The following is a 19,219-nucleotide window of genomic DNA, read 5'->3' as shown; positions in this document are numbered from 1 at the left end:
GTCAGGACTCGGATGGCGGCCCGGCGGGGCGGTGCGCCCGGCGCCCGGCCACCACGACGGGTCGTCCTGCCCTCTCCTGACCGGGCAGCGGACGGGAGCGCCGGCCGTAGATGAGCTCGGACGAATCGAGCAGCCACGGCACCAGGGTGATCGACACCCCGTGCACGAGCATGAGCTGGTTCGCGAGGCGGCGGGCGCGCCGGTTGTGCAGGAAGTTCTCCCACCAGTGCCCCACGATGTACTGCGGCAGGTAGACCGTGACGACGGAGGAGCCGTGCTTCTCGCGGTACTGCCGGATGAACTGCGTCACGGGCTGTGCGAACGAGCGGTACGGGGACTCGACGATCACGAGCGGCACCGGCACGAGGTGGTCGGTCCACTCCTGCTGCAGGCGGGCGGCGTCGTCCTGCGACACGGCCACGTGCACGGCGAGGGTCTTGTCGTGCTTGGCGGCGATGGCATAGTCGATGGCCTTCATCACCGGCTTCTGCAGATGGTTCACGAGGACGATGGCGACGTCGCCGGAGGCGCCGAAGCGGGTGGTGTCGTCGATGGCGATCTCGTGCTCGACGTCCCGGTAGTACCGCTTGACGCCGATCATGAGGAACGCGAGCACCGGGATGGCGAAGAACACGAGGTAGGCGCCGTGCGTGAACTTCGTGATCGTCACGATCACGAGCACGAGCACGGTCAGCGTCGCCCCGGCGGAGTTGATGAGCAGCCCCACCCGCGCGGAACGCCGGTCCGCGGCACCCTCGCCGTTCGGGGGGACGGGGGCCCGGAGCAGCCGTCGCCAGTGCCGCACCATCCCGATCTGACCGAGGGAGAAGGAGACGAAGACGCCGATGATGTAGAGCTGGATCAGCGTCGTCAACCGGGCCTGGAACACCACGAGCACGGCGATCGCGGCGATCCCGAGGAGGATCATGCCGTTGGAGAACACGAGCCGGTCGCCGCGGGTGTTCAGCGACTTCGGGGCGTAGCCGTCGCGGGCGAGCACGGCGCCGAGCAGGGGGAAGCCGTTGAAGGCGGTGTTCGCCGCGAGGAGCAGCACGCAGGCCGTGGCCGCCTGCACGATGAAGAACGGGATGCTGCCGCCGCCGAACGTGGCCGCGGCGATCTGCGCCATGAGGCTCGGCTGCGGGGTCGTGCAGTCGAAGCCGATGAGGTCGCAGGGGTTCTCGGCGTAGTGCACGCCGGCGATGAGGGCGAGGGCCGTGAGGCCGGAGAACAGGCAGATCGCGATCGTCCCCATGAGCACGAGGGTCGACTGGGCGTTGCGCACCTTCGGGGCCCGGAACGCGGGGACGCCGTTCGACACGGCCTCGACCCCGGTCAGCGCGGAGCAGCCGCTGGAGAAGGCCCGGAGGATGAGCAGCAGCACGGCCGCCTGGCTGAGGCTCTCGGCCTGCACGGCGAAGTCCGCACTGGACGCGATCGGGGCGTCGCCGAGCGCGGTCCGGAGGAGCCCGGTGACGATCATGACGCCGACCGAGCCGATGAACACGTACGTGGGGATGGCGAACACGAGCGACGCCTCCCGCACCCCGCGGAGGTTCACGATGATGATGAGCACGACGAAGCCGACCGCGAGCTCCACGCGGAGCGGGTCGAGCGCCGGTACCGCCGAGATGATGTTGTCCACCCCCGACGCGACCGACACCGCCACCGTGAGCACGTAGTCGACGAGGAGGGCCGCGGCCACGATCACCCCGGGGACCTCGCCGAGGTTCTTCGACGCCACCTCGTAGTCGCCGCCGCCGGAGGGGTACGCCTTGATGAGCTGCCGGTAGCTGAGCACCACCACGACCAGCAGCACGACGACCGCCGCCGCGACGAGCGGGGTGAACGACAGGAACGTGAGGCCGCCGATGAGCAGGATCATCACGAGCTCCTGCGGGGCGTAGGCCACCGAGCTCAGCGCGTCCGAGGCGAAGATCGGCAGCGCCATCCGCTTGGGCAGGAGCTGGTCGTCGACCTGGGCGCTCGTCAGCGGGTCGCCGAGCAGGATGCGCTTGGCGCGCGGCGGCGCGTCCGGGGTCGGCCTCGTTTGTTCTGACACGTCCGGCGACACTACGCCGACCGGAGGCGCCCTCACGCGATCCTCACGGAATCCCTACGGCCCGGTGGCGCTCCCTCACGGAATCCTCACGGCCTGCCGGTATCCTTGCGTCAGTGGGGGATCAGGTGGTTCTGGGGGTCATCGCCGTGGCGATCGGCCTGGCTGCGGGCGTCGTCCTCTTCGTGCCCTTCGTCGCGATCAGCTACCGCCGCCGCGGACGCCTCTCGCTCGGCCGCACGCTGCTCTGGCTCGCGGCGCTCGTCTACTTCTGGGCCATCTGGACGTACACGCTGCTGCCGTTGCCCGACCCGGACGCCATCCGCTGCGTGGGGGCGATCACCGACCCGATGTCCGTGGTGCGCGACGTGCAGAAGGCGTTCGCGGCGCCGGGCAACCCGCTGCGCCAGCCCGCCCTGCTCCAACTCGTGTTCAACGTGCTGCTGTTCGTCCCGCTCGGGGCGTTCCTCCGCGTGCTGGGCGGACGCGGCCTCCCGACCGCGCTCCTCGCCGGCTTCGGCCTCTCGCTGCTCGTGGAGACCACGCAGCTCACCGGCGTCTGGGGTCTGTACCCGTGCGCCTACCGCTTCTTCGACGTCGGCGACCTGATGACGAACACCACCGGAGCCGTGCTCGGCTCGGTGCTCGCGCTGGTGGTGCCCCGGTCGCTGCGCGGCCTGCAGGCGCGGGCGGATGCCGACGAGCCGCGCCCGGTCACCCGTGGTCGCCGCGCGCTGGCGATGCTGTGCGACGGACTCGCGAACGGCTTCGTCGTGCTCGCCGCGGGCGTCGCGGTGCAGCTCTGGCTCGAGTACGTCGTGCAGGACCGTCAGGCCGTTCTCGACGGCACCCTCGCCGGCACGGTGAGCACGGCGGCGGCCTGTGCGCTGTGGCTCGTGATCATCCTCGTCACCGGCCGCTCGGTGGGAGACCTCGCCGTGCAGCTGCGCTACACCGGGTCGCGGCTGCCGGCCGCGCTCGCCCGGCTGCTGCGCTGGGCGGGCGGCATCGGCGGACTCACGGCTCTCGGGATGCTCGGCGGGGTGTTCGACGCGCTCTCCTCGGTGCTGATCCTCGTCGCGATCGTGCTGCTGTTCACCACCCGCCAGGGGCGCGGCCTCCCCGGTCTCCTCTCCGGCCAGCACCTCGAGGACGCCCGCGTCACGCACTCGAATCCACAGGGGTTTCCGATCACGGATCGATAACGTCGTCCCCATGAGCGTGATCCCCGTCGACGAGCACCTGATCTCCGAGGCGAAGGAGCTCCGCGACCAGCTGCAGCGCTTCCTCCGCGAGTACGAGTTCGGGATGCGCGAGGTGGAGACGAAGATCTCGATCCTCCGCGACGAGTTCACCCACGATCACGCGTACAACCCCATCGAGCACGTGAAGAGCCGTCTGAAGTCGCCGGACAGCATCGTCGAGAAGATCGCCAGGAAGGGCATCGACGACCCGGACTTCGACCGCATCCGTGCCGAGATCACCGACATCGCCGGAGTGCGGGTGACCTGCAGCTTCGTCGCCGACGTCTACCGGCTGTTCGATCTGCTGACCGCGCAGGACGACGTGACCGTCCGCACGGTGAAGGACTACATCGCGACCCCGAAGCCGAACGGGTACAAGAGCCTGCACGCCATCATCGAGGTCCCCGTCTTCCTCTCGACGGGCGCGCTGTCCGTGCCGGTCGAGGTGCAGTTCCGCACCATCGCGATGGACTTCTGGGCGAGCCTGGAGCACAAGATCTACTACAAGTTCTCCAACCAGGTGCCGGCGCATCTCGTCGACAGCCTCAGCGATGCCGCCGATGCCGCTGCCGAACTCGACACCCGCATGGAGCGGCTGCACCGCGAAGCTCATGGCGTGCCGCAGCGGCAGCTCGCACCGCCGCCTCCGCCCGCGCCGGGGATCGTCGAGGTCTGAGCAGCCCGACCCGCGTCAGGCGAGGAACTCGCGGGCGGCGGCGGACATCGCCGTGACGCCGACCTCGATCGTCGGATGGATCTCCGGCGCGAAGAACGGCGAGTGGTTCGTGGGGATGTCCTTCTCCACGGTCCCCGCCGCGACGGCCTCGGCGAACCGGGCGGGGTCGACGCCGCCCCAGAACCAGAACACGAGCGGCACCTCGGCGTCGCGGGCGAACCAGGAGACGTCCTCGCTGCCGGTGAACATGCCGGGGTCGACGACGGCCGACTCCCCGAGCGCCCGACGCAGCGCCGACGAGACCCGCGCCGTCGCCTCCTCGTCGTTGATCGTGGCGGGCAGGGTGTGCTGCGTGTGGATCTCCGGCTCGCGCTCCGCGCCGGAGGCCATCGCCTCGGCGCGCACGATCCGCTCGACGCTCGACAGCACCTTCTCCCGCACGTCCTCGTTCGGGTAGCGGAGGCTGAGCTCCAGCTTCGCCTCGGCCGGGATGATGTTGTTCTTGAGCCCGGCGTGGATCGAGCCGACCGTCACCACGGCCACCCCCTGCGGGTCGATCTCGCGCGAGGTGATCGTCTGCAGGCGCATCACGGTCGCGGCTGCCATCACGACCGGGTCGATCGTGGCGTGCGGTCGGGAGCCGTGGCCGCCGCGGCCGTGCAGGGTGACGGTGAGACCGTCCGACGCGGCCATCTGGGTGCCGCTGCGCACACCGATGATCCCGGCGGGGAGCGGGGTGACGTGCTGACCGAGCACCACGTCGGGCTTCGGATAGCGGGCGAGCAGACCGTCGTCGAGCATGGCCCTCGCACCGGCGCCGTACTCCTCGGCGGGCTGGATGAGCACGACGAGGGTGCCCGACCACTCCGCGCGCGTGGCCACGAGCTTCTCCACGGCGCCGATCATCGCGGTGACGTGCATGTCGTGGCCGCACGCGTGCATGACGGGAACAGTCGTGCCTGCGGGGTCGACGCCTCTCGCGGTGCTCGCATAGGCGAGGCCCGTCTGCTCCTCGACCGGGAGCGCGTCCATGTCGGCGCGCACCCACACCACCGGACCCTCGCCGTTGCGGAGAACCCCGACCACGCCGGTCACCCCGACGCCTTCTTCGACCTCGAGGCCCAGGTCGCGCAGGTGCTGGGCGGCGATGCCGGCGGTGCGCGTCTCCTGGAACGAGAGCTCGGGGTGCTGATGCAGGTCGATGTAGAGCGCTTCGAGGTCGATCGTCATGGCCAGAGCCTAGCCGGGAGGGTCAGGGGCGCGCGTAGGACTCCAGGGCCGGTCCCGGATGCAGCACGGCGTTCACGATCGCCTGGATCGCGAACTCGCTCGTCTCGCCGAGTTCGATCACCTCGGGATGCAGGAGCCACTGGAGCTGCAGGCCGTCCATCACGGCGAGGATGGCGGCCGAGGCGGCGGCGATGGTCGCGGGTTCGGTCACACCCTCCTGGGCGCACAGCTCGCCGAACGCCGCCGTCACCTCCCGGCGCAGGGTCGTGTAGCGGTCCTCGAAGTACTCGCGGCCGGGGTGGTCGTCGGTCACCGACTCGGAGGAGAGGACCGTGTAGGCCTGCACGATGCCCGGCCGTTTCTCGTTGGCGAACGCCGTGCGGACGAGGTGGAGGAACAGCTCCGGGCCGTCGGGGATGTGCTTCTCGGCGAGGTCGGCCACGTCGGCCTGGTCGCGGTAGGCGAGCACCTCGAGGAGGAGCTTCTGCTTCGACCCGAAGTGGTGCAGCACGCCCGCGTGCGTGATGCCGACCTGCTCGGCGACGTCGGCGAGCGTGCCGTTCGTGGAGCCCTTGTTGCCGAAGATCTCCACCGCCGCCTTGAGGATCTGCTCGCGCTTCTCCCGCGTCGCCGGGCGCACCCGCACCGTGTGCACGTCGTCCGTCATGAGCCCACCTCCCGTCGTCCCGCTCTGCTTGCCAACCAACTTACTCCTCGGTAACCTCTCCACAGCTTACTTTCTCGACAGTAAGCAAAACAGCGGCCGGAGGCGATCCGTCGGCCGCCACGCCGCACAAGGACCCGTGCCCAAGGAGAAGCAATGAAGCTCACGAAAACCCTGATCGCCGCCAGCGCCGTCGCCGTCCTCGGCGTCTCGGCGCTTGCCGGATGCTCGGCAGGCGGTGGATCCGGCGACGGCGACGGCGCCGGATCCGCATCCCTCACCATCGCCAAGCCGGACGGCGCGATCACCACCGAGTCGAACAACCCGTTCGTCGGCGACTCCGCCGCGTCGAAGTACGGCTACGCCAAGGTCGTGTTCGAGACCCTGGCCCTGGTGAACCAGACGGGCGACCGCGGTACCACGCCGTGGCTCGCCGAGAGCCTCGAGTGGAACGACGACTACACGCAGCTCACGGTCGTCCCCCGCGCCGACGTCACCTGGAGCGACGGCGAGCCGTTCACGGCCGACGACATCGTCTTCTCCTTCGAGACCGCCTCGATCCCCGCCCTCGACACCGCCGGCCTCAAGTTCGAGGGCGCCGAGGTCGACGGCGACAAGGTCGTGCTGAGCTTCGGCGACTCCAAGTACGTCAACCAGGCCCGCGTGCTGCACGTGCCGATCGTCCCGAAGCACATCTGGGAGAACTTCGACGACCCGGCCACCGACCCCGTCAAGGGCGACGACCTCGTCGGCACCGGCCCCTACGCGATGGCGAACTGGTCGACCGAGTCGGTCACGCTCGACGCGCGCGACGACTACTGGGGCGGCGACCTCGCCGTGCCGGAGCTGCACTACGTCTCGTACGGCGACAACACCGCCCTCACCACGGCCCTCGCGAACGGCGACGCCGACTGGGCGCAGGCGTTCATCCCGCAGATCGAGGAGCAGTTCCTCTCGGCCGACCCCGAGCACAACAAGTTCCTCGCCTCGCCGACCACCGGCTCGGCCACGCTGTTCATGAACCTGCAGCAGAAGCCGTTCGACGACCCCGCCTTCCGTCAGGCGCTCGCCTGGGTGATCGACCGCGACGCCTACGTCGACATCGCGCGCGAGGGTGCCAGCGAGCCCGTTTGGTCGGTCACGGGCCTGTCGTCGATCCTCGAAGACGAGATCCAGCCCGAGTTCCAGGGCGTCGACTACAAGGTCGACGCCGAGAAGGCGCGTGACCTGCTGGAGACCGCCGGATACACCTGGAAGGACGACGCCCTGATCGACCCCGACGGCACGCCCGTCTCGTTCACGCTCTCCGTCCCCTCCGGCTGGAGCGACTGGAACACCGCGCAGGAGCTCATCGCCGAGGACGTGAAGGACAGCATCGGCGCCGAGGTCAAGATCGACATGCCCGACTGGGGCGGCTGGGCCGATCCCCGCGACAACGGCACGTTCTCCGCGATCATCCACTGGTTGGAGGACAGCGGCACGGCGTACGGCCTGTACACGTCGACCATGGACCCGCGCTGGATCTCGCCCGAGGGCAAGGCCGGCTTCAACTTCGGCCGCTTCGACGACCCGGAGGCGACCGCCGCGCTGAACACCTACGCCAACGCCTCGTCCGACGAGGAGCGCACCACCGCGATCGACACGCTGCAGACGATCTTCTCCGAGCAGGTGCCGGCCATCCCGCTGGGCGCCCACCCGCTGCTGGGTGAGTTCAACACGCGCAACTACGTCGGCTGGCCGTCGGAGGACGACACCTACGCGTCCGCCGACCCGACGCAGCCGAACATCGTGCAGATCCTCACGAAGCTGAAGCCCGCCGAGTAGGACTTCGACAGGCTCAGCCACCCACAGCCGGGACTTCGACAGGCTCAGTCACCCACTGGGTCCCTGAGCCTGTCGAAGGGCCACCCCTCTGGGTCCCTGAGCCTGTCGAAGGGCCCGCCCCCCACGAAGGACACCCCCATGCCAGACCCCCTGCTCACCGTGCGCGACTTCTCCGTCGTGTACGACGTCGATCCGCCCGTCGAGGCGGTGAAGAACGTCACCCTCGAACTGCAGCGCGGCGAGATCCTCGGCCTCGCCGGGGAGAGCGGATGCGGCAAGACCACGCTCGCCTACGGGGTGCAGCGCCTGCTGCGCGCTCCGGCTGTCATCACCGGCGGCAGCGTGACCTTCCACGACGCGACCGGCACCGACATCGACATCAACGCGCTGGACGTCGACGCGATGCAGCGATTCCGCTGGGACAAGGTGTCGATGGTGTTCCAGGGCGCGATGAACGCCCTCAACCCCGTCGCGACGATCGGCTCGCAGCTGGAGGACGTGTTCGAGATCCACCGCCCCGACATGAACCGCAGGCAGCGGCGTGCCGAGGCCGAGGAGCTGCTCGAGATCGTCAAGGTCGGCCGCCAGCGCGTGCGCTCCTTCCCGCACGAGCTCTCCGGCGGCATGCGTCAGCGCGTCATGATCGCCATGGCCCTGGCGCTGCGTCCGCAGCTGATGGTCATGGACGAGCCGACGACCGCGCTCGACGTGCTGGTGCAGCGGGAGATCCTCAAGCAGATCTCCCAGCTGCGGCACGAGTTCGGCTTCTCGGTGATCTTCATCACCCACGACCTGCCGCTCCTGTTGGAGATCAGCGACCGGATCGCGATCATGCGCGAAGGCGAGATCATCGAGCTCGATACGGCCGAGCGCATCTGGACGCAGCCGGAGCACGAGTACACGAAGACGCTGCTGTCGTCGTTCCCCCGGCTCACCGGGGAGAGAGGGGTGCTGGTGCGATGACCACCCTCGAGTTCCGCCACGTCACGAAGGCGTATAACGTCCGAGGTGCCGGGCAGATCAAAGCCCTCGACGACGTGAGCTTCACCCTGACGTCCGGCCAGACGATCGGCCTGGTCGGCCAGTCCGGCAGCGGCAAGTCCACGATCGCGAAGATCCTCACCCAGCTCGAGACCCCGACCAGCGGCGAGGTGCTGCTCGACGGCACGCCCATCCCGCGCCGCGGCAAAGGCCTGCGAAAGTACCGCCAGCAGCTACGGATGGTGTTCCAGGATCCGTTCGCCTCACTCAACCCGTACCACTCGATCCGCTACCACCTGGAGCGTCCGATCCGCCTCGACGAGGTGGTGCCGAAGAAGGAGACCGAGAACGAGGTGCGTCGGCTCCTCGACCGGGTGCGCCTCGATGCGGACGCGGTGATCGACCGCCGCCCCCACGAGCTGTCGGGCGGTCAGCGGCAGCGTGTGGCCATCGCGCGCGCCCTGGCCTCGCGTCCCTCGCTCCTGGTCGCCGACGAGCCGGTGTCGATGCTCGACGTCTCCATCCGGCTCGGCGTGCTGAACCTGCTCGCCGACCTGCAGCGCGAGGAAGGACTCGGTGTGCTCTACATCACGCACGACCTGGCGACCGCCCGGCACTTCAGCGACGAGATCATGGTCCTCAACCAGGGGCGCGTGGTCGAGTACGGCACCGCCGACGATGTGATCCTCAACCCGCAGGATCCGTACACCCGCGAGCTGCGCGCGGCCTCTCCCGATCCGGAGAAGCACTTCGCCGCAGCGGCATCGAACGGAGGCGCGCTGTGAGCACCGCATTCCCCCAGCTCGACGACAACGACCTCGTCGCCCGCGATGCCCTGGAGGTCGGCACCACGGCGACCATGGCGGACCGCACCAGGCGGCCGGTGCCCTGGCGTTTCTTCGCCGGTCGCGCGGCGTTCTACCTGTTCACGCTGTGGGCGGCGATCACGATCAACTTCTTCCTGCCCCGCCTCATGAAGGGCGACGCGGTCAGCTCGTACCTCGCGCGCAACCGCAACGTGAGCCCCGAGGCGGCGGAGGCCCTGCGGGTGCTCCTCGGCATCGACACCGACAAGTCCATCTGGCAGCAGTACCTCGAGTACTGGGGGATGCTGCTGCGCGGCGACCTCGGCATCTCGACCCTGCACGGTCTGCGGCCCGTCGCCGAGGTGCTCGCCGCCGCCCTGCCCTGGACACTCGGGCTGGTCGGCATCGCGACCATCATCTCCTTCGCGATCGGCACGCTGCTCGGAGCCGTCGTCGGATGGAAGCGCGGCAGCAGGCTCGACGCGATCATCCCGGTGACGACGTTCTTCAACACGATCCCGTACTTCTGGCTGGGACTCATCGCGATCGCGATCTTCTCCTCGACCCTGAAGTGGTTCCCCTCATCGCACGCCTACGACAAGGGGCAGTCGCCGGAATGGAGTCTCGACTTCATCGGCCAGGTGATCATGCACGGCACTCTCCCGGCCCTCACCATCGTGGTCGCCTCGCTCGGCGGATGGGTGCTCGGCATGCGCAACATGATGCTGACGGTGCTCGACGACGACTACATCACGGTCGCACAGGCGAAGGGCATGCCCAACAAGCGGGTGCTCTGGGGCTATGCCGCCCGCAACGCGGTGCTGCCGCAGATCCAGAGCTTCGCGCTGTCGATCGGCTTCATCGTCGGCGGCACGATCGTGATGGAGATGGTCTTCAGCTATCCGGGTGTCGGCAAGCTGCTGCTCGACGCGACCAACGCCAAGGACTTCGCCCTGATGCAGGGCGTGTTCCTCGTGATCACGCTGTCGGTGCTCGTGGCCAACATCCTCGCCGATGTCGTCTACGCCTACCTCGACCCGCGCACGCGCCAGATGGAGTCCTGACATGACCGTTCCCACCACCGCAGCGAACACGGCGCCGGACGGATCGGCCGTCGTCTCCGGCATGCCAGAGACCGCCACGCTGCGCACACCGCCGGCGGGAGCGCCGCCGCGCAAGACGTTCTGGTCGCAGCTCGCGCAGGCGTTCGCGATGTTCCGCAACCCCAAGTCGATCGCCGGGCTCCTCATCCTCGGGGCGTTCGTGCTCATCGCCGTCTTCGCGCCGTGGATCGCCCCGTACGGACCGACCCAGAAGGACCGCACGGCGCTGCGTCAGCCGCCCTCCTGGGAGCACTGGCTGGGCACGACGCACATGGGCGAAGACGTCCTGAGCCAGATCATCTACGGCACCCGAGGCGTGATCGTCGTCGGCTTCCTCGCGGCGTTCATCGCCACGATCATCGCGATCACGATCGGTGTGATCGCCGGCTACGTGCGCGGCTGGAAGAGCGAATCGCTCTCGGCGCTGACCAACGTGTTCCTGGTGATCCCCGGCATCCCGCTCATCATCATCATCGCCTCGCAGTTCGAGAACCCGCCGCTGATCGTGATCGCCGCGGTGCTCGGGATCACCGGATGGGCGTGGGGCGCCCGCGTGCTGCGCGCCCAGACCATGTCGCTGCGCAACCGCGACTTCATCCAGGCCGCGCGCGCGAACGGCGAGCCGCTGCGCCGCATCATCACGGTCGAGATGCTCCCGAACCTCATGGCGCTCATCGCCTCGAGCTTCGTCGGCACCGTGACGGCAGCCATCCTCGGTCTCACGACGCTGGCCTTCATCGGGGTGATCCCGGTCAGCAACCTGAACTGGGGGACCATCCTGTTCTGGGCGCAGCAGAACGGCGCGTTCCCGCGACTGTGGTGGTGGTACGTGCCGGCCGGGCTCTGCATCGCGATCATCGGCGTCGCGCTCTCGCTCATCAACTTCGGCATCGACGAGTACGTCAATCCGAGGCTGCGCTCGGCGGGCGAGCGGGCCAGGGCGATGAAGAAGAAGGGGCTGAACGTGAACGACGCCGTCACGGCCGTCCGCAGCGTGCCCCTGCCGAAGAAGGCCCCGGATCCCGTATCGTCGGCGACCTCGTCCGACCGCTCGGACCCTGCCGACTCCTCGAACCAGAACACGAACCAGAACCAGAACCAGAAGTGATGACCTCTCAGACTCTGACCACGCAGCTCCCGTACCAGGACCCCGCTCTCTCGATCCCCGAGCGCGTGGCCGACCTCCTCAGCCGCATGACGGTGGAGGAGAAGGTCGGGCAGATGCTCCAGCTCGACGCCCGCGACGACATCGACGACCACATCGCCCGCCGTCACGCGGGATCGATCCTGCACACCTCTCCCGAGCGCATCCTGCGGGCGAACGAGCTCACGGCGCAGACCCGGCTCCGCATCCCGCTCCTGGTGGGCGAGGACTGCATCCACGGGCACTCGTTCTGGCCGGGGGCGACGATCTACCCCACGCAGCTCGGCATGGCCGCCTCGTGGGACTCCGCGCTCGTCGAGCGCGTGGCGCGGGCGACGGCCGAGGAGGTCGCGGCGACCGGCATCCACTGGACGTTCTCGCCCGTGCTGTGCATCGCCCGCGATCTGCGCTGGGGGCGGGTCGGGGAGACGTTCGGGGAGGACCCGTTCCTGATCGGCGAGCTGGCCTCGGCCATGGTGCGCGGCTATCAGGGCGACGGGCTCGACGACCCCACGGCCATCCTCGCGACGGCCAAGCACTTCGCCGGCTACTCGGAGACGCAGGGCGGACGCGACGCGAGCGAGGCGGACATCTCCCCGCGCAAGCTGCGCTCCTGGTTCCTGCCGCCGTTCGAGCGGGTCGCCCGCGAGGGCTGCCGGACGTTCATGCTCGGCTACCAGACGACAGACGGGGTGCCGATCACGCTGAACGAGTGGCTGCTCAGCGACGTGCTCCGCGGCGAGTGGGGCTACACCGGCACCCTCATCACCGACTGGGACAACGTGGGCCGGATGGTGTGGGAGCAGCGGGTGCAGCCCGACCTCACCCATGCCGCGGCCGCGGCCGTGCGCGCCGGGAACGACATGGTGATGACCACCCCCGGGTTCTTCGAGGGGGCGCTGGACGCGGTCGCCCGGGGGCTGCTGCCGGAGGACGCGTTCGACGACGCGGTCTCCCGCATCCTCACGCTGAAGTTCGAGCTCGGGCTCTTCGAGGACCCCCGGCTGCCGCGCGAGGACCTGTCCGCCGTGGTCGGCAGCGCCGCGCACACAGACCTCAACCTCGAGATCGCCCGCCGTTCGCTCGTGCTCCTGGAGAACGACGGACTGCTGCCGTTGGATGCCGCGGCGCCGCTGCGGGTGGCGGTGGCCGGGCCGCTCGCGGACGACGCGCAGACGCAGCTCGGCGACTGGGCCGGCGGTTCGGGCCAGGCGGGCTGGCTCGACGGACAGCCCCGCGAGATGATCACGACCGTGCTCGACGGCCTCCGTGCGGTGGACGCGTGGACGGTCACGCATGCGCGCGGCGCCGACATCCTCACGCTCGCCGATGACCCCCGCGGCACGCACTTCCCGGACAACCAGCCGCGTCCTCCCGTGGTGCAGCCGTGCCCGCCGGATCCTGCGCTGATCGCGGAGGCGGTGGCCGCCGCCGAGTCCGCCGACGTCGTGGTCGCGGTGGTCGGCGATCGCATCGAGCTCGTGGGCGAGGGGCGGTCCACGGCCACCCTGGAGCTCATCGGCGGCCAGAACGCCCTGCTCGACGCGCTCATCGAGACCGGGAAGCCCGTCGTCGTGGTGCTGCTGGCCTCGAAGCCCCTCGTGCTCCCGCCCTCGGCGGAGCGCGCGGCGGCGGTGGTCTGGGCGGCCAGCCCGGGCATGCAGGGCGGGCGGGCGCTCGCCGACATCGTCACGGGTGCCGTGGAGCCCTCGGGCCGGCTGCCGATCTCGTTCGCGCGGCACGTCGGCCAGCAGCCCACCTACTACAACCAGATCCGCGGTCAGCACGGCGACCGCTACGCCGACCTCACCCAGGCGCCCGCGTGGGCCTTCGGCGAGGGCCGGTCGTACACGACCGTGGCGTACGCGGAGCTGGAGCTGGAGCAGACGGAGCTGCGCCTCGGCGACACCGTCGTGGGGCACGTGACCGTGACGAACACGGGGGACCGGCCCGTCCGCGAGACCGTGCAGGCCTACGTGCGGGACGAGGTGACGAGCGTGAGCTGGACCGATCGCGAGCTCAAGGCCTTCCGGCAGGTCGACCTCGCGCCGGGGGAGAGTGCGCGCGTGCGGATCGAGGTCCCGGTCGCGGACTGCACGATCGTGACCGCCGCCGGGGTCCGCACCGTGGAGGCCGGCGCCTTCACCCTCCTCGTCGGCCCCAGCTCCCGCGAGGATCACCTCCTCCCCGCCTCGTTCGAGATCTCCCCTTCCTGATTCCCCGAGACCCCGCTTCGCCGCCGAGACCCCGTCGTATCCGCGCGGCGGAGGCGGGGTCTCGGGGAGAGGTCGGGGTCTCGGCCTCGATTTGACCTCAAGTGCGCTTGAGGTTTTACGGTGGAGGGCGTGAGTGGGACAGAGAAGAAGTCGCGATGACGTACGTGATCGCGTTGCCGTGCGTCGACCTCAAGGACAAGGCCTGCATCGACGAATGCCCCGTCGACTGCATCTATGAGGGGGAGCGGTCGCTCTACATCCACCCCGACGAGTGCGTGGACTGCGGAGCGTGCGAGCCGGTGTGCCCCGTCGAGGCGATCTACTACGAGGACGATCTGCCCGACGAGTGGCAGGACTACTACAAGGCCAACGTCGAGTTCTTCGACGAGATCGGCTCGCCCGGCGGTGCCGCCCGCACCGGACTCATCCGTCACGACCACCCCCTCATCGCCGCGCTCCCGCCGCAGGAGGTGCACGAGTGACCCCGCGCATCGCCATCGTCGGCGCGGGCCCCGCGGGCATCTACGCCGCCGACCTCCTCCGGGCGCAGGTGCCGGAGGCGGCCATCGACCTGTACGAGAAGCTCCCCGCTCCGTACGGGCTCGTCCGCTACGGCGTCGCCCCCGACCACCCGCGCATCCGCAAGATCATCGATGCGCTGCACGACGTGCTCCTCCAGCCCGGCATCCGGTTGCGCGCCAACGTCGAGGTCGGCGTCGATGTGACGGTCGACGAGCTCCGCCGGGCGTACGACGGCGTCGTCATCGCGACCGGAGCCGACCGCGACGTGGTGTTCGACGTGCCGGGAGCCGACCTGCCCGGATCGTTCGGCGCCGCGGAGTTCGTGGCCTGGTACGACGCGCACCCCGACGTCGCGCGGGGCTGGAGCCTGGAGACGGAGTCCGTGGCCGTGCTCGGGGCAGGCAACGTGGCCCTCGACGTCACGCGCATCCTCGCGAAGCACGCCGCGGCTCTGGAGTCGACCGACACCCCCGATCACATCCTCGACGCGCTCGCCGCGAGCCGGGTCCGCGACGTGCACCTCTTCGCCCGTCGCGGTCCGGCGGATGCGCGCTTCTCGGCCCTGGAGCTGCGCGAGCTCGGGGAGCAGCACGACGTGGAGGTGATCGTCGATCCCGCCGACCTCGAGCTCGACGACCATGCCTCGCGCATGCTGGAGCAGTTCTCGCAGCGCCGCATCATCGTGCGCACCCTCACGGAATGGGCGCAGCGTCCGTCCGCCGGGGCCTCCCGGCGCATCCACCTGCACTTCCGGCATCGCCCCGTCCGCGTCCTCGGCACGGACCGCGTGGAGGGCATCGAGTTCGAGCGCACGGCCTCCGATCCGCTCGGCCGCATGGTCGGCACCGGCGAGCTCGTGCGGTACGAGGTCGGCGCCGTGTACCGGGCGATCGGCTACCTCTCCTCGCCCGTGCCCGGCGTGCCGTTCGACGCGGCACGGGGCGTCGTGCCGAATGCGGAGGGACGGGTGCTCGATGCCGACGGCACGCCCGTGCCGGGCCTCTATGCGACCGGCTGGATCAAGCGCGGGCCGATCGGGCTCATCGGCTCGACCAAGTCCGACGCCGCGCAGACCGTGCAGCATCTCGTGGAGGACCTCGCCGCGACGCCGTCCGCCCGCATCGACCGGGACCCGCCCCTGGACCTCCCCGGCGTGGTGGACTGGGAGGGTTGGTTGCGCATCGACGAGGCCGAGCGCCGCGCCGGAGCCGTCCGCGGCCGGGAGCGCACGAAGCTCGTCGACCGCGCGGCCATGCACGCCCACGCGACCCCCACCCCCATCCCTCTCGAGGAGAGCACCCGATGACCCGCGACCCGAACACCACCCCGCACCCCGCCGCTCCGGTGCCCACGCCGGTCGGGGAGGGGCTCAAGGCGGCGTTCCGCACCCACCCCGCCGGTGTCGCCATCATCACGGCGCAGGGTCCGGACGGCCCCGTCGGCCTCACGGCGTCGAGCGTGTCGTCGGTCGCGGTCGATCCGGCGGCGATCGTGTTCTCGGTGACCAGGGCGACCGGCAGCGCCGGGGCCATCCTCGGCGCCGAGACCTTCGTCGTGCACCTCATCGACGACGAGCACTCCGCGCTCGCCCAGAGCTTCGCGGTGAGCGGTTCCGAGCGCTTCACGCCTGAGCAGGGCTGGACGACGCTGCCGACCGGCGAGCCGCACCTGGCGGAGGCCCGTGTGGCGCTGCGCTGCCGGGCGATCCAGACCGTGCCCGTCGGCTCGTCGACCGTGGTGATCGCCGAGGTGCTCGAGGTCCTCACCGGCCGCCCCGCCCGCCCGCTCGTCTACATCGACCGCCGATTCCACGCCCTGTCCCCCGACACCGCCCTCTGACCCCGTCACGAAAGGAACCACCATGTCCACTCCGTACACGCTCCCCGAGCTGCCCTACGACTACTCGGCACTGGAGCCGCACATCTCCGGCAAGATCATGGAGCTGCACCACTCCAAGCACCACCAGGCCTACGTGACCGGCGCGAACACGGCGCTGGAGCAGCTCGCGGCGGCCCGCGACAGCGGCGACCTCGGAGCGGTGAACAAGCTCGAGAAGGACCTCGCGTTCAACCTCGGCGGCCACATCAACCACTCCGTGTTCTGGCAGAACCTCTCGCCCGAGGGTGGCGGGGCTCCGGAGGGCGAGCTCTCGGCGGCGCTCGCGGACTCGTTCGGGTCCATCGACGGCTTCCGCGCGCACTTCACCGCGACGGCCCTCGGCGTGCAGGGGTCCGGCTGGGCGGTGCTCGCCTGGGACTCGGTGGGTGCTCGCCCGGTGATCTTCCAGCTCTTCGACCAGCAGGGCAACGCGCCGCTCGGCGTCATCCCGCTGCTGCAGCTCGACGTGTGGGAGCACGCCTACTACCTCGACTACCTCAACGTGCGGGCGGACTACGTCAAGGCGTTCTGGAACCTCGTGAACTGGCCCGACGTGCAGCGCCGCTTCGAGACGGCGCGCACCGCCACCACGGGTCTCCTCGTCCCCTGACCCCCCCCTATCCCTCGCCGACCCGGCCCCTTGCGTGCGCCCCGGCCCGTTGCGATCGTCCGCAGCGGGCCGGGGTGGCCGCACGGGGCCGGGTCGCGTTCAGGCGAGGGTGAGGAAGAGCTTCTCCAGGTCGGGGAGGGGGACGGCGTCGTCCTGCGCGGGGTCCTCCAGGCAGGTCTTCATGGCGGAGGCGATGATCTGGAACCCGGCCTTGTCCAGGGCCGAGGTCACGGCGGCGAGCTGCGTGACGACGGCTCGGCAGTCGCCGCCGCTCTCGACCGCGGCGATCACGGCGCCGAGCTGTCCCTGTGCGCGCTTGAGGCGGTTGGCGATCTTGCGCTGCGTGTCGGTGTCGACGGTGGTCATGGTCCCTCCCTGAAGGCCGGCTGTGCGCTCCACTATACCCCCGGGGGTATAGTGTCTGGATACCCACCGGGGTATCGAGTGAGGAGAGAACACATGTGTCGAGCAGTCCGTTGCCGTACCTGCGGGAAGACCACCTGGGCGGGGTGCGGCCAGCACGTCGACGCCGTCCGCCGCACCGTGCCGGCGTCGGACTGGTGCACCGGCCACCCGAAGGACGAGGCCAAGGGCGGTCTCCTGTCCCGGCTGTTCGGCCGATGAGCGCGCCGCTCCGCGTCGTCATCGTCGGTGGCGTCGCCGGCGGCATGTCGGCGGCGACCCGGCTCCGGCGGCTCGATGAGTCCGCGGACATCGTCGTCTTCGAGCGCGGGCCCGAAGTCTCCTACGCCAACTGCGGCCTGCCCTACTACGTGGGCGGTGTGATCGAGGAGCGCGACGCCCTCCTGCTGCAGACCCCGGCGTCGCTGCACCGCCGCTTCCGGCTGGACGTCCGCGTCCGGCACGACGTCGTCGGCATCGACACCGCGCGCAAGACGGTCGAGGTCGTCGATCTCGACAGCGGCCGCCGGAGCACCCACCCGTACGACCGTCTCGTGCTCGCCACCGGGGCCCGGCCCCGCGGCGACGAGGCCACCGGAGCCCTCCCGACGCGGAGCCTGCGGACCGTGGCCGACGCCGATGCGATCGACGCCGCCCTGCGTCCCGGACTCCCGGTGGCCGTCGTGGGCGGCGGATACACGGGGCTCGAGGCCGTGGAGAACCTCGTCGCCCGAGGCGCCGCGGTCACCCTGGTGCAACGCGGTGCCCAGCTGCTCGCCCCGCTGGATCCGGAGATGGCCGCCCCTCTGGCCGCCGAGGTCCGGCGCCGCGGAGTCGACGTGCGGCTCGGCGTCGAGGTCGTGGCCACGGCCGCGGGTTCCGTGACCCTGAGCGACGGCGCCACCCTCCCCGCGGAGTTCCTCGTCGACGCCTCCGGGGTCGTGCCCGAGGCCGGACTCGCCCGCGCCGCGGGGATCCGTCTCGGCGAGACGGGCGGGATCGCCGTCGACGAGGCCTGCCGCACCAGTGCGCCCGACGTCTTCGCGGTCGGCGACGGCGTCGAGAAGACCGACCTCGTCGGCGGCGGTGCGGCGCTGGTGACCATGGCCGGTCTCGCCAATCGCCACGGCCGCATGGTGGCCGACGTCATCGCGGGTCGGGAGGAGTCGGCGCGCCCCGCCCTCGGCACCGGCATCGTGCAGGTGTTCGGCCTCGCCGCCGCGAAGACCGGATGGAGCGAGAAGCAGCTCCGTGCCGCGGGCCGCGAGTTCTTCGCCGTGCACGTGCATCCGGCGTCGCATGCCGGCTACTACCCGGGCGCGGAGACCCTGTCGATGAAGCTCCTCGCCGACCCCGCCACCGACCGCATCCTCGGGGCGCAGATCGTGGGGCGTGAGGGCGTGGACAAGCGGATCGACGTCATCGCGACGGCGCTGCAGGCGGGCGTCACCGCCTCGGGGCTTGCGCACCTGGAGCTCGCGTATGCTCCGCAGTTCGGCTCCGCGAAGGATGCCGTGAACATCCTGGGCTACGTGGCCGAGAACACGCGCAGCGGCACCACGCCGACCCTCCAGTGGCACGAGCTCGACGACGTCCTGCAGGCGGGAGCCGCCCTCATCGACGTCCGCTCCGCGGCCGAGCATGCGAACGGCGCCATCCCCGGCGCGCGGAACATCCCGCTCGACGACCTGCGCGACCGCCTCGACGAACTGCCGGACGGCCCTCTCGTGGTGCACTGCCAGGTCGGCCTGCGCGGTCACATCGCCACCCGTCTGCTGCGGCAGCACGGGCGCGAGGTGCGCAATCTCGACGGCGGCTACCGCACCTGGCAGGACGCGACCGCGGCCTGATCCCCGGTCG

At 70.3% G+C, this 19,219-nt stretch carries 18 protein-coding genes; 14 read left to right on the top strand and 4 right to left on the bottom strand.

What is annotated here, in order from left to right:
* Position 1: 1 nt before the first annotated feature.
* Positions 2-1,951 carry an APC family permease gene (locus ACIQID_RS09055; RefSeq protein WP_400285726.1) on the bottom strand — a complete coding sequence of 650 codons (1,950 nt, stop codon included), beginning with the start codon at positions 1,949-1,951 and terminating at the stop codon, positions 2-4.
* Between the two features lie 224 nt (positions 1,952-2,175).
* Between ACIQID_RS09055 and ACIQID_RS09050 the strand changes: the two genes are divergently transcribed.
* Together ACIQID_RS09050 and ACIQID_RS09045 are read left to right on the top strand one after the other, a co-directional pair.
* Complete coding sequence (locus ACIQID_RS09050) at positions 2,176-3,264, top strand: VanZ family protein (protein WP_400284005.1); 1,089 nt, start codon at positions 2,176-2,178, stop codon at positions 3,262-3,264.
* Between the two features lie 10 nt (positions 3,265-3,274).
* Positions 3,275-3,979 carry a GTP pyrophosphokinase family protein gene (locus ACIQID_RS09045; RefSeq protein WP_312674026.1) on the top strand — a complete coding sequence of 235 codons (705 nt, stop codon included), beginning with the start codon at positions 3,275-3,277 and terminating at the stop codon, positions 3,977-3,979.
* A gap of 15 nt (positions 3,980-3,994) precedes the next feature.
* Here ACIQID_RS09045 and ACIQID_RS09040 read toward each other — a convergent pair whose 3' ends face one another.
* Positions 3,995-5,209, bottom strand: a complete 1,215-nt coding sequence (locus ACIQID_RS09040; protein WP_400284001.1) for an amidohydrolase — start codon at positions 5,207-5,209, stop codon at positions 3,995-3,997.
* Between the two features lie 22 nt (positions 5,210-5,231).
* Positions 5,232-5,876: a TetR/AcrR family transcriptional regulator gene (locus ACIQID_RS09035; RefSeq protein ID WP_312674023.1), complete on the bottom strand. Its 645-nt coding sequence runs from the start codon at positions 5,874-5,876 to the stop codon at positions 5,232-5,234.
* A 153-nt stretch (positions 5,877-6,029) separates the two neighbouring features.
* On the opposite strand from ACIQID_RS09035, the gene ACIQID_RS09030 reads away from it, so the two are divergent.
* The 10 genes from ACIQID_RS09030 (at position 6,030) to ACIQID_RS08985 (ending at position 16,957) form a co-directional block, all read left to right on the top strand.
* Entirely contained in the window at positions 6,030-7,697 is a 1,668-nt protein-coding gene (locus tag ACIQID_RS09030) for an ABC transporter substrate-binding protein (protein ID WP_400283997.1), read from the top strand.
* Positions 7,698-7,835: 138 nt separating this feature from the next.
* Positions 7,836-8,660 (top strand): ABC transporter ATP-binding protein, encoded by an 825-nt coding sequence (locus tag ACIQID_RS09025; protein WP_312674021.1) that lies wholly within the window; start codon positions 7,836-7,838, stop codon positions 8,658-8,660.
* Positions 8,657-9,463, top strand: coding sequence for an ATP-binding cassette domain-containing protein (locus ACIQID_RS09020; protein ID WP_331201719.1), 807 nt, complete (start codon positions 8,657-8,659; stop codon positions 9,461-9,463). Before ACIQID_RS09025 ends, ACIQID_RS09020 begins: the two co-directional genes overlap by 4 nt.
* Positions 9,460-10,548, top strand: coding sequence for an ABC transporter permease (locus tag ACIQID_RS09015; RefSeq protein WP_312674018.1), 1,089 nt, complete (start codon positions 9,460-9,462; stop codon positions 10,546-10,548). Before ACIQID_RS09020 ends, ACIQID_RS09015 begins: the two co-directional genes overlap by 4 nt.
* A 1-nt stretch (position 10,549) precedes the next feature.
* On the top strand, positions 10,550-11,695 hold the full coding sequence (locus tag ACIQID_RS09010; RefSeq protein ID WP_400283992.1) for an ABC transporter permease: 1,146 nt from the start codon (positions 10,550-10,552) through the stop codon (positions 11,693-11,695).
* Entirely contained in the window at positions 11,695-13,947 is a 2,253-nt protein-coding gene (locus ACIQID_RS09005) for a glycoside hydrolase family 3 N-terminal domain-containing protein (RefSeq protein WP_400283989.1), read from the top strand. The genes ACIQID_RS09010 and ACIQID_RS09005 overlap by 1 nt, the downstream gene beginning before the upstream one ends.
* Before the next feature lie 155 nt (positions 13,948-14,102).
* Positions 14,103-14,429, top strand: a complete 327-nt coding sequence (gene fdxA, locus ACIQID_RS09000; protein WP_025103996.1) for a ferredoxin — start codon at positions 14,103-14,105, stop codon at positions 14,427-14,429.
* On the top strand, positions 14,426-15,775 hold the full coding sequence (locus ACIQID_RS08995; RefSeq protein ID WP_400283985.1) for an FAD-dependent oxidoreductase: 1,350 nt from the start codon (positions 14,426-14,428) through the stop codon (positions 15,773-15,775). The genes fdxA and ACIQID_RS08995 overlap by 4 nt, the downstream gene beginning before the upstream one ends.
* Positions 15,772-16,308, top strand: a complete 537-nt coding sequence (locus ACIQID_RS08990; protein ID WP_331201723.1) for a flavin reductase family protein — start codon at positions 15,772-15,774, stop codon at positions 16,306-16,308. The genes ACIQID_RS08995 and ACIQID_RS08990 overlap by 4 nt, the downstream gene beginning before the upstream one ends.
* A 22-nt stretch (positions 16,309-16,330) precedes the next feature.
* Positions 16,331-16,957, top strand: a complete 627-nt coding sequence (locus ACIQID_RS08985; protein WP_062633094.1) for a superoxide dismutase — start codon at positions 16,331-16,333, stop codon at positions 16,955-16,957.
* A 99-nt stretch (positions 16,958-17,056) separates the two neighbouring features.
* On the opposite strand, the gene ACIQID_RS08980 is transcribed toward ACIQID_RS08985, so the two are convergent.
* Positions 17,057-17,323 (bottom strand): metal-sensitive transcriptional regulator, encoded by a 267-nt coding sequence (locus ACIQID_RS08980; protein ID WP_025103992.1) that lies wholly within the window; start codon positions 17,321-17,323, stop codon positions 17,057-17,059.
* Positions 17,324-17,416: 93 nt separating this feature from the next.
* On the opposite strand from ACIQID_RS08980, the gene ACIQID_RS08975 reads away from it, so the two are divergent.
* Together ACIQID_RS08975 and ACIQID_RS08970 are read left to right on the top strand one after the other, a co-directional pair.
* Entirely contained in the window at positions 17,417-17,581 is a 165-nt protein-coding gene (locus ACIQID_RS08975) for a hypothetical protein (protein ID WP_167627850.1), read from the top strand.
* On the top strand, positions 17,578-19,209 hold the full coding sequence (locus tag ACIQID_RS08970) for an FAD-dependent oxidoreductase (protein WP_400283979.1): 1,632 nt from the start codon (positions 17,578-17,580) through the stop codon (positions 19,207-19,209). Before ACIQID_RS08975 ends, ACIQID_RS08970 begins: the two co-directional genes overlap by 4 nt.
* The last annotated feature ends 10 nt before the right edge of the window (positions 19,210-19,219 follow it).

Source organism: Microbacterium sp. NPDC091676 (assembly GCF_044756645.1).
GTDB classification, from domain to species: Bacteria; Actinomycetota; Actinomycetes; order Actinomycetales; family Microbacteriaceae; genus Microbacterium; species Microbacterium paraoxydans_D.
This window is presented reverse-complemented; position numbering and strand designations above follow the sequence as displayed.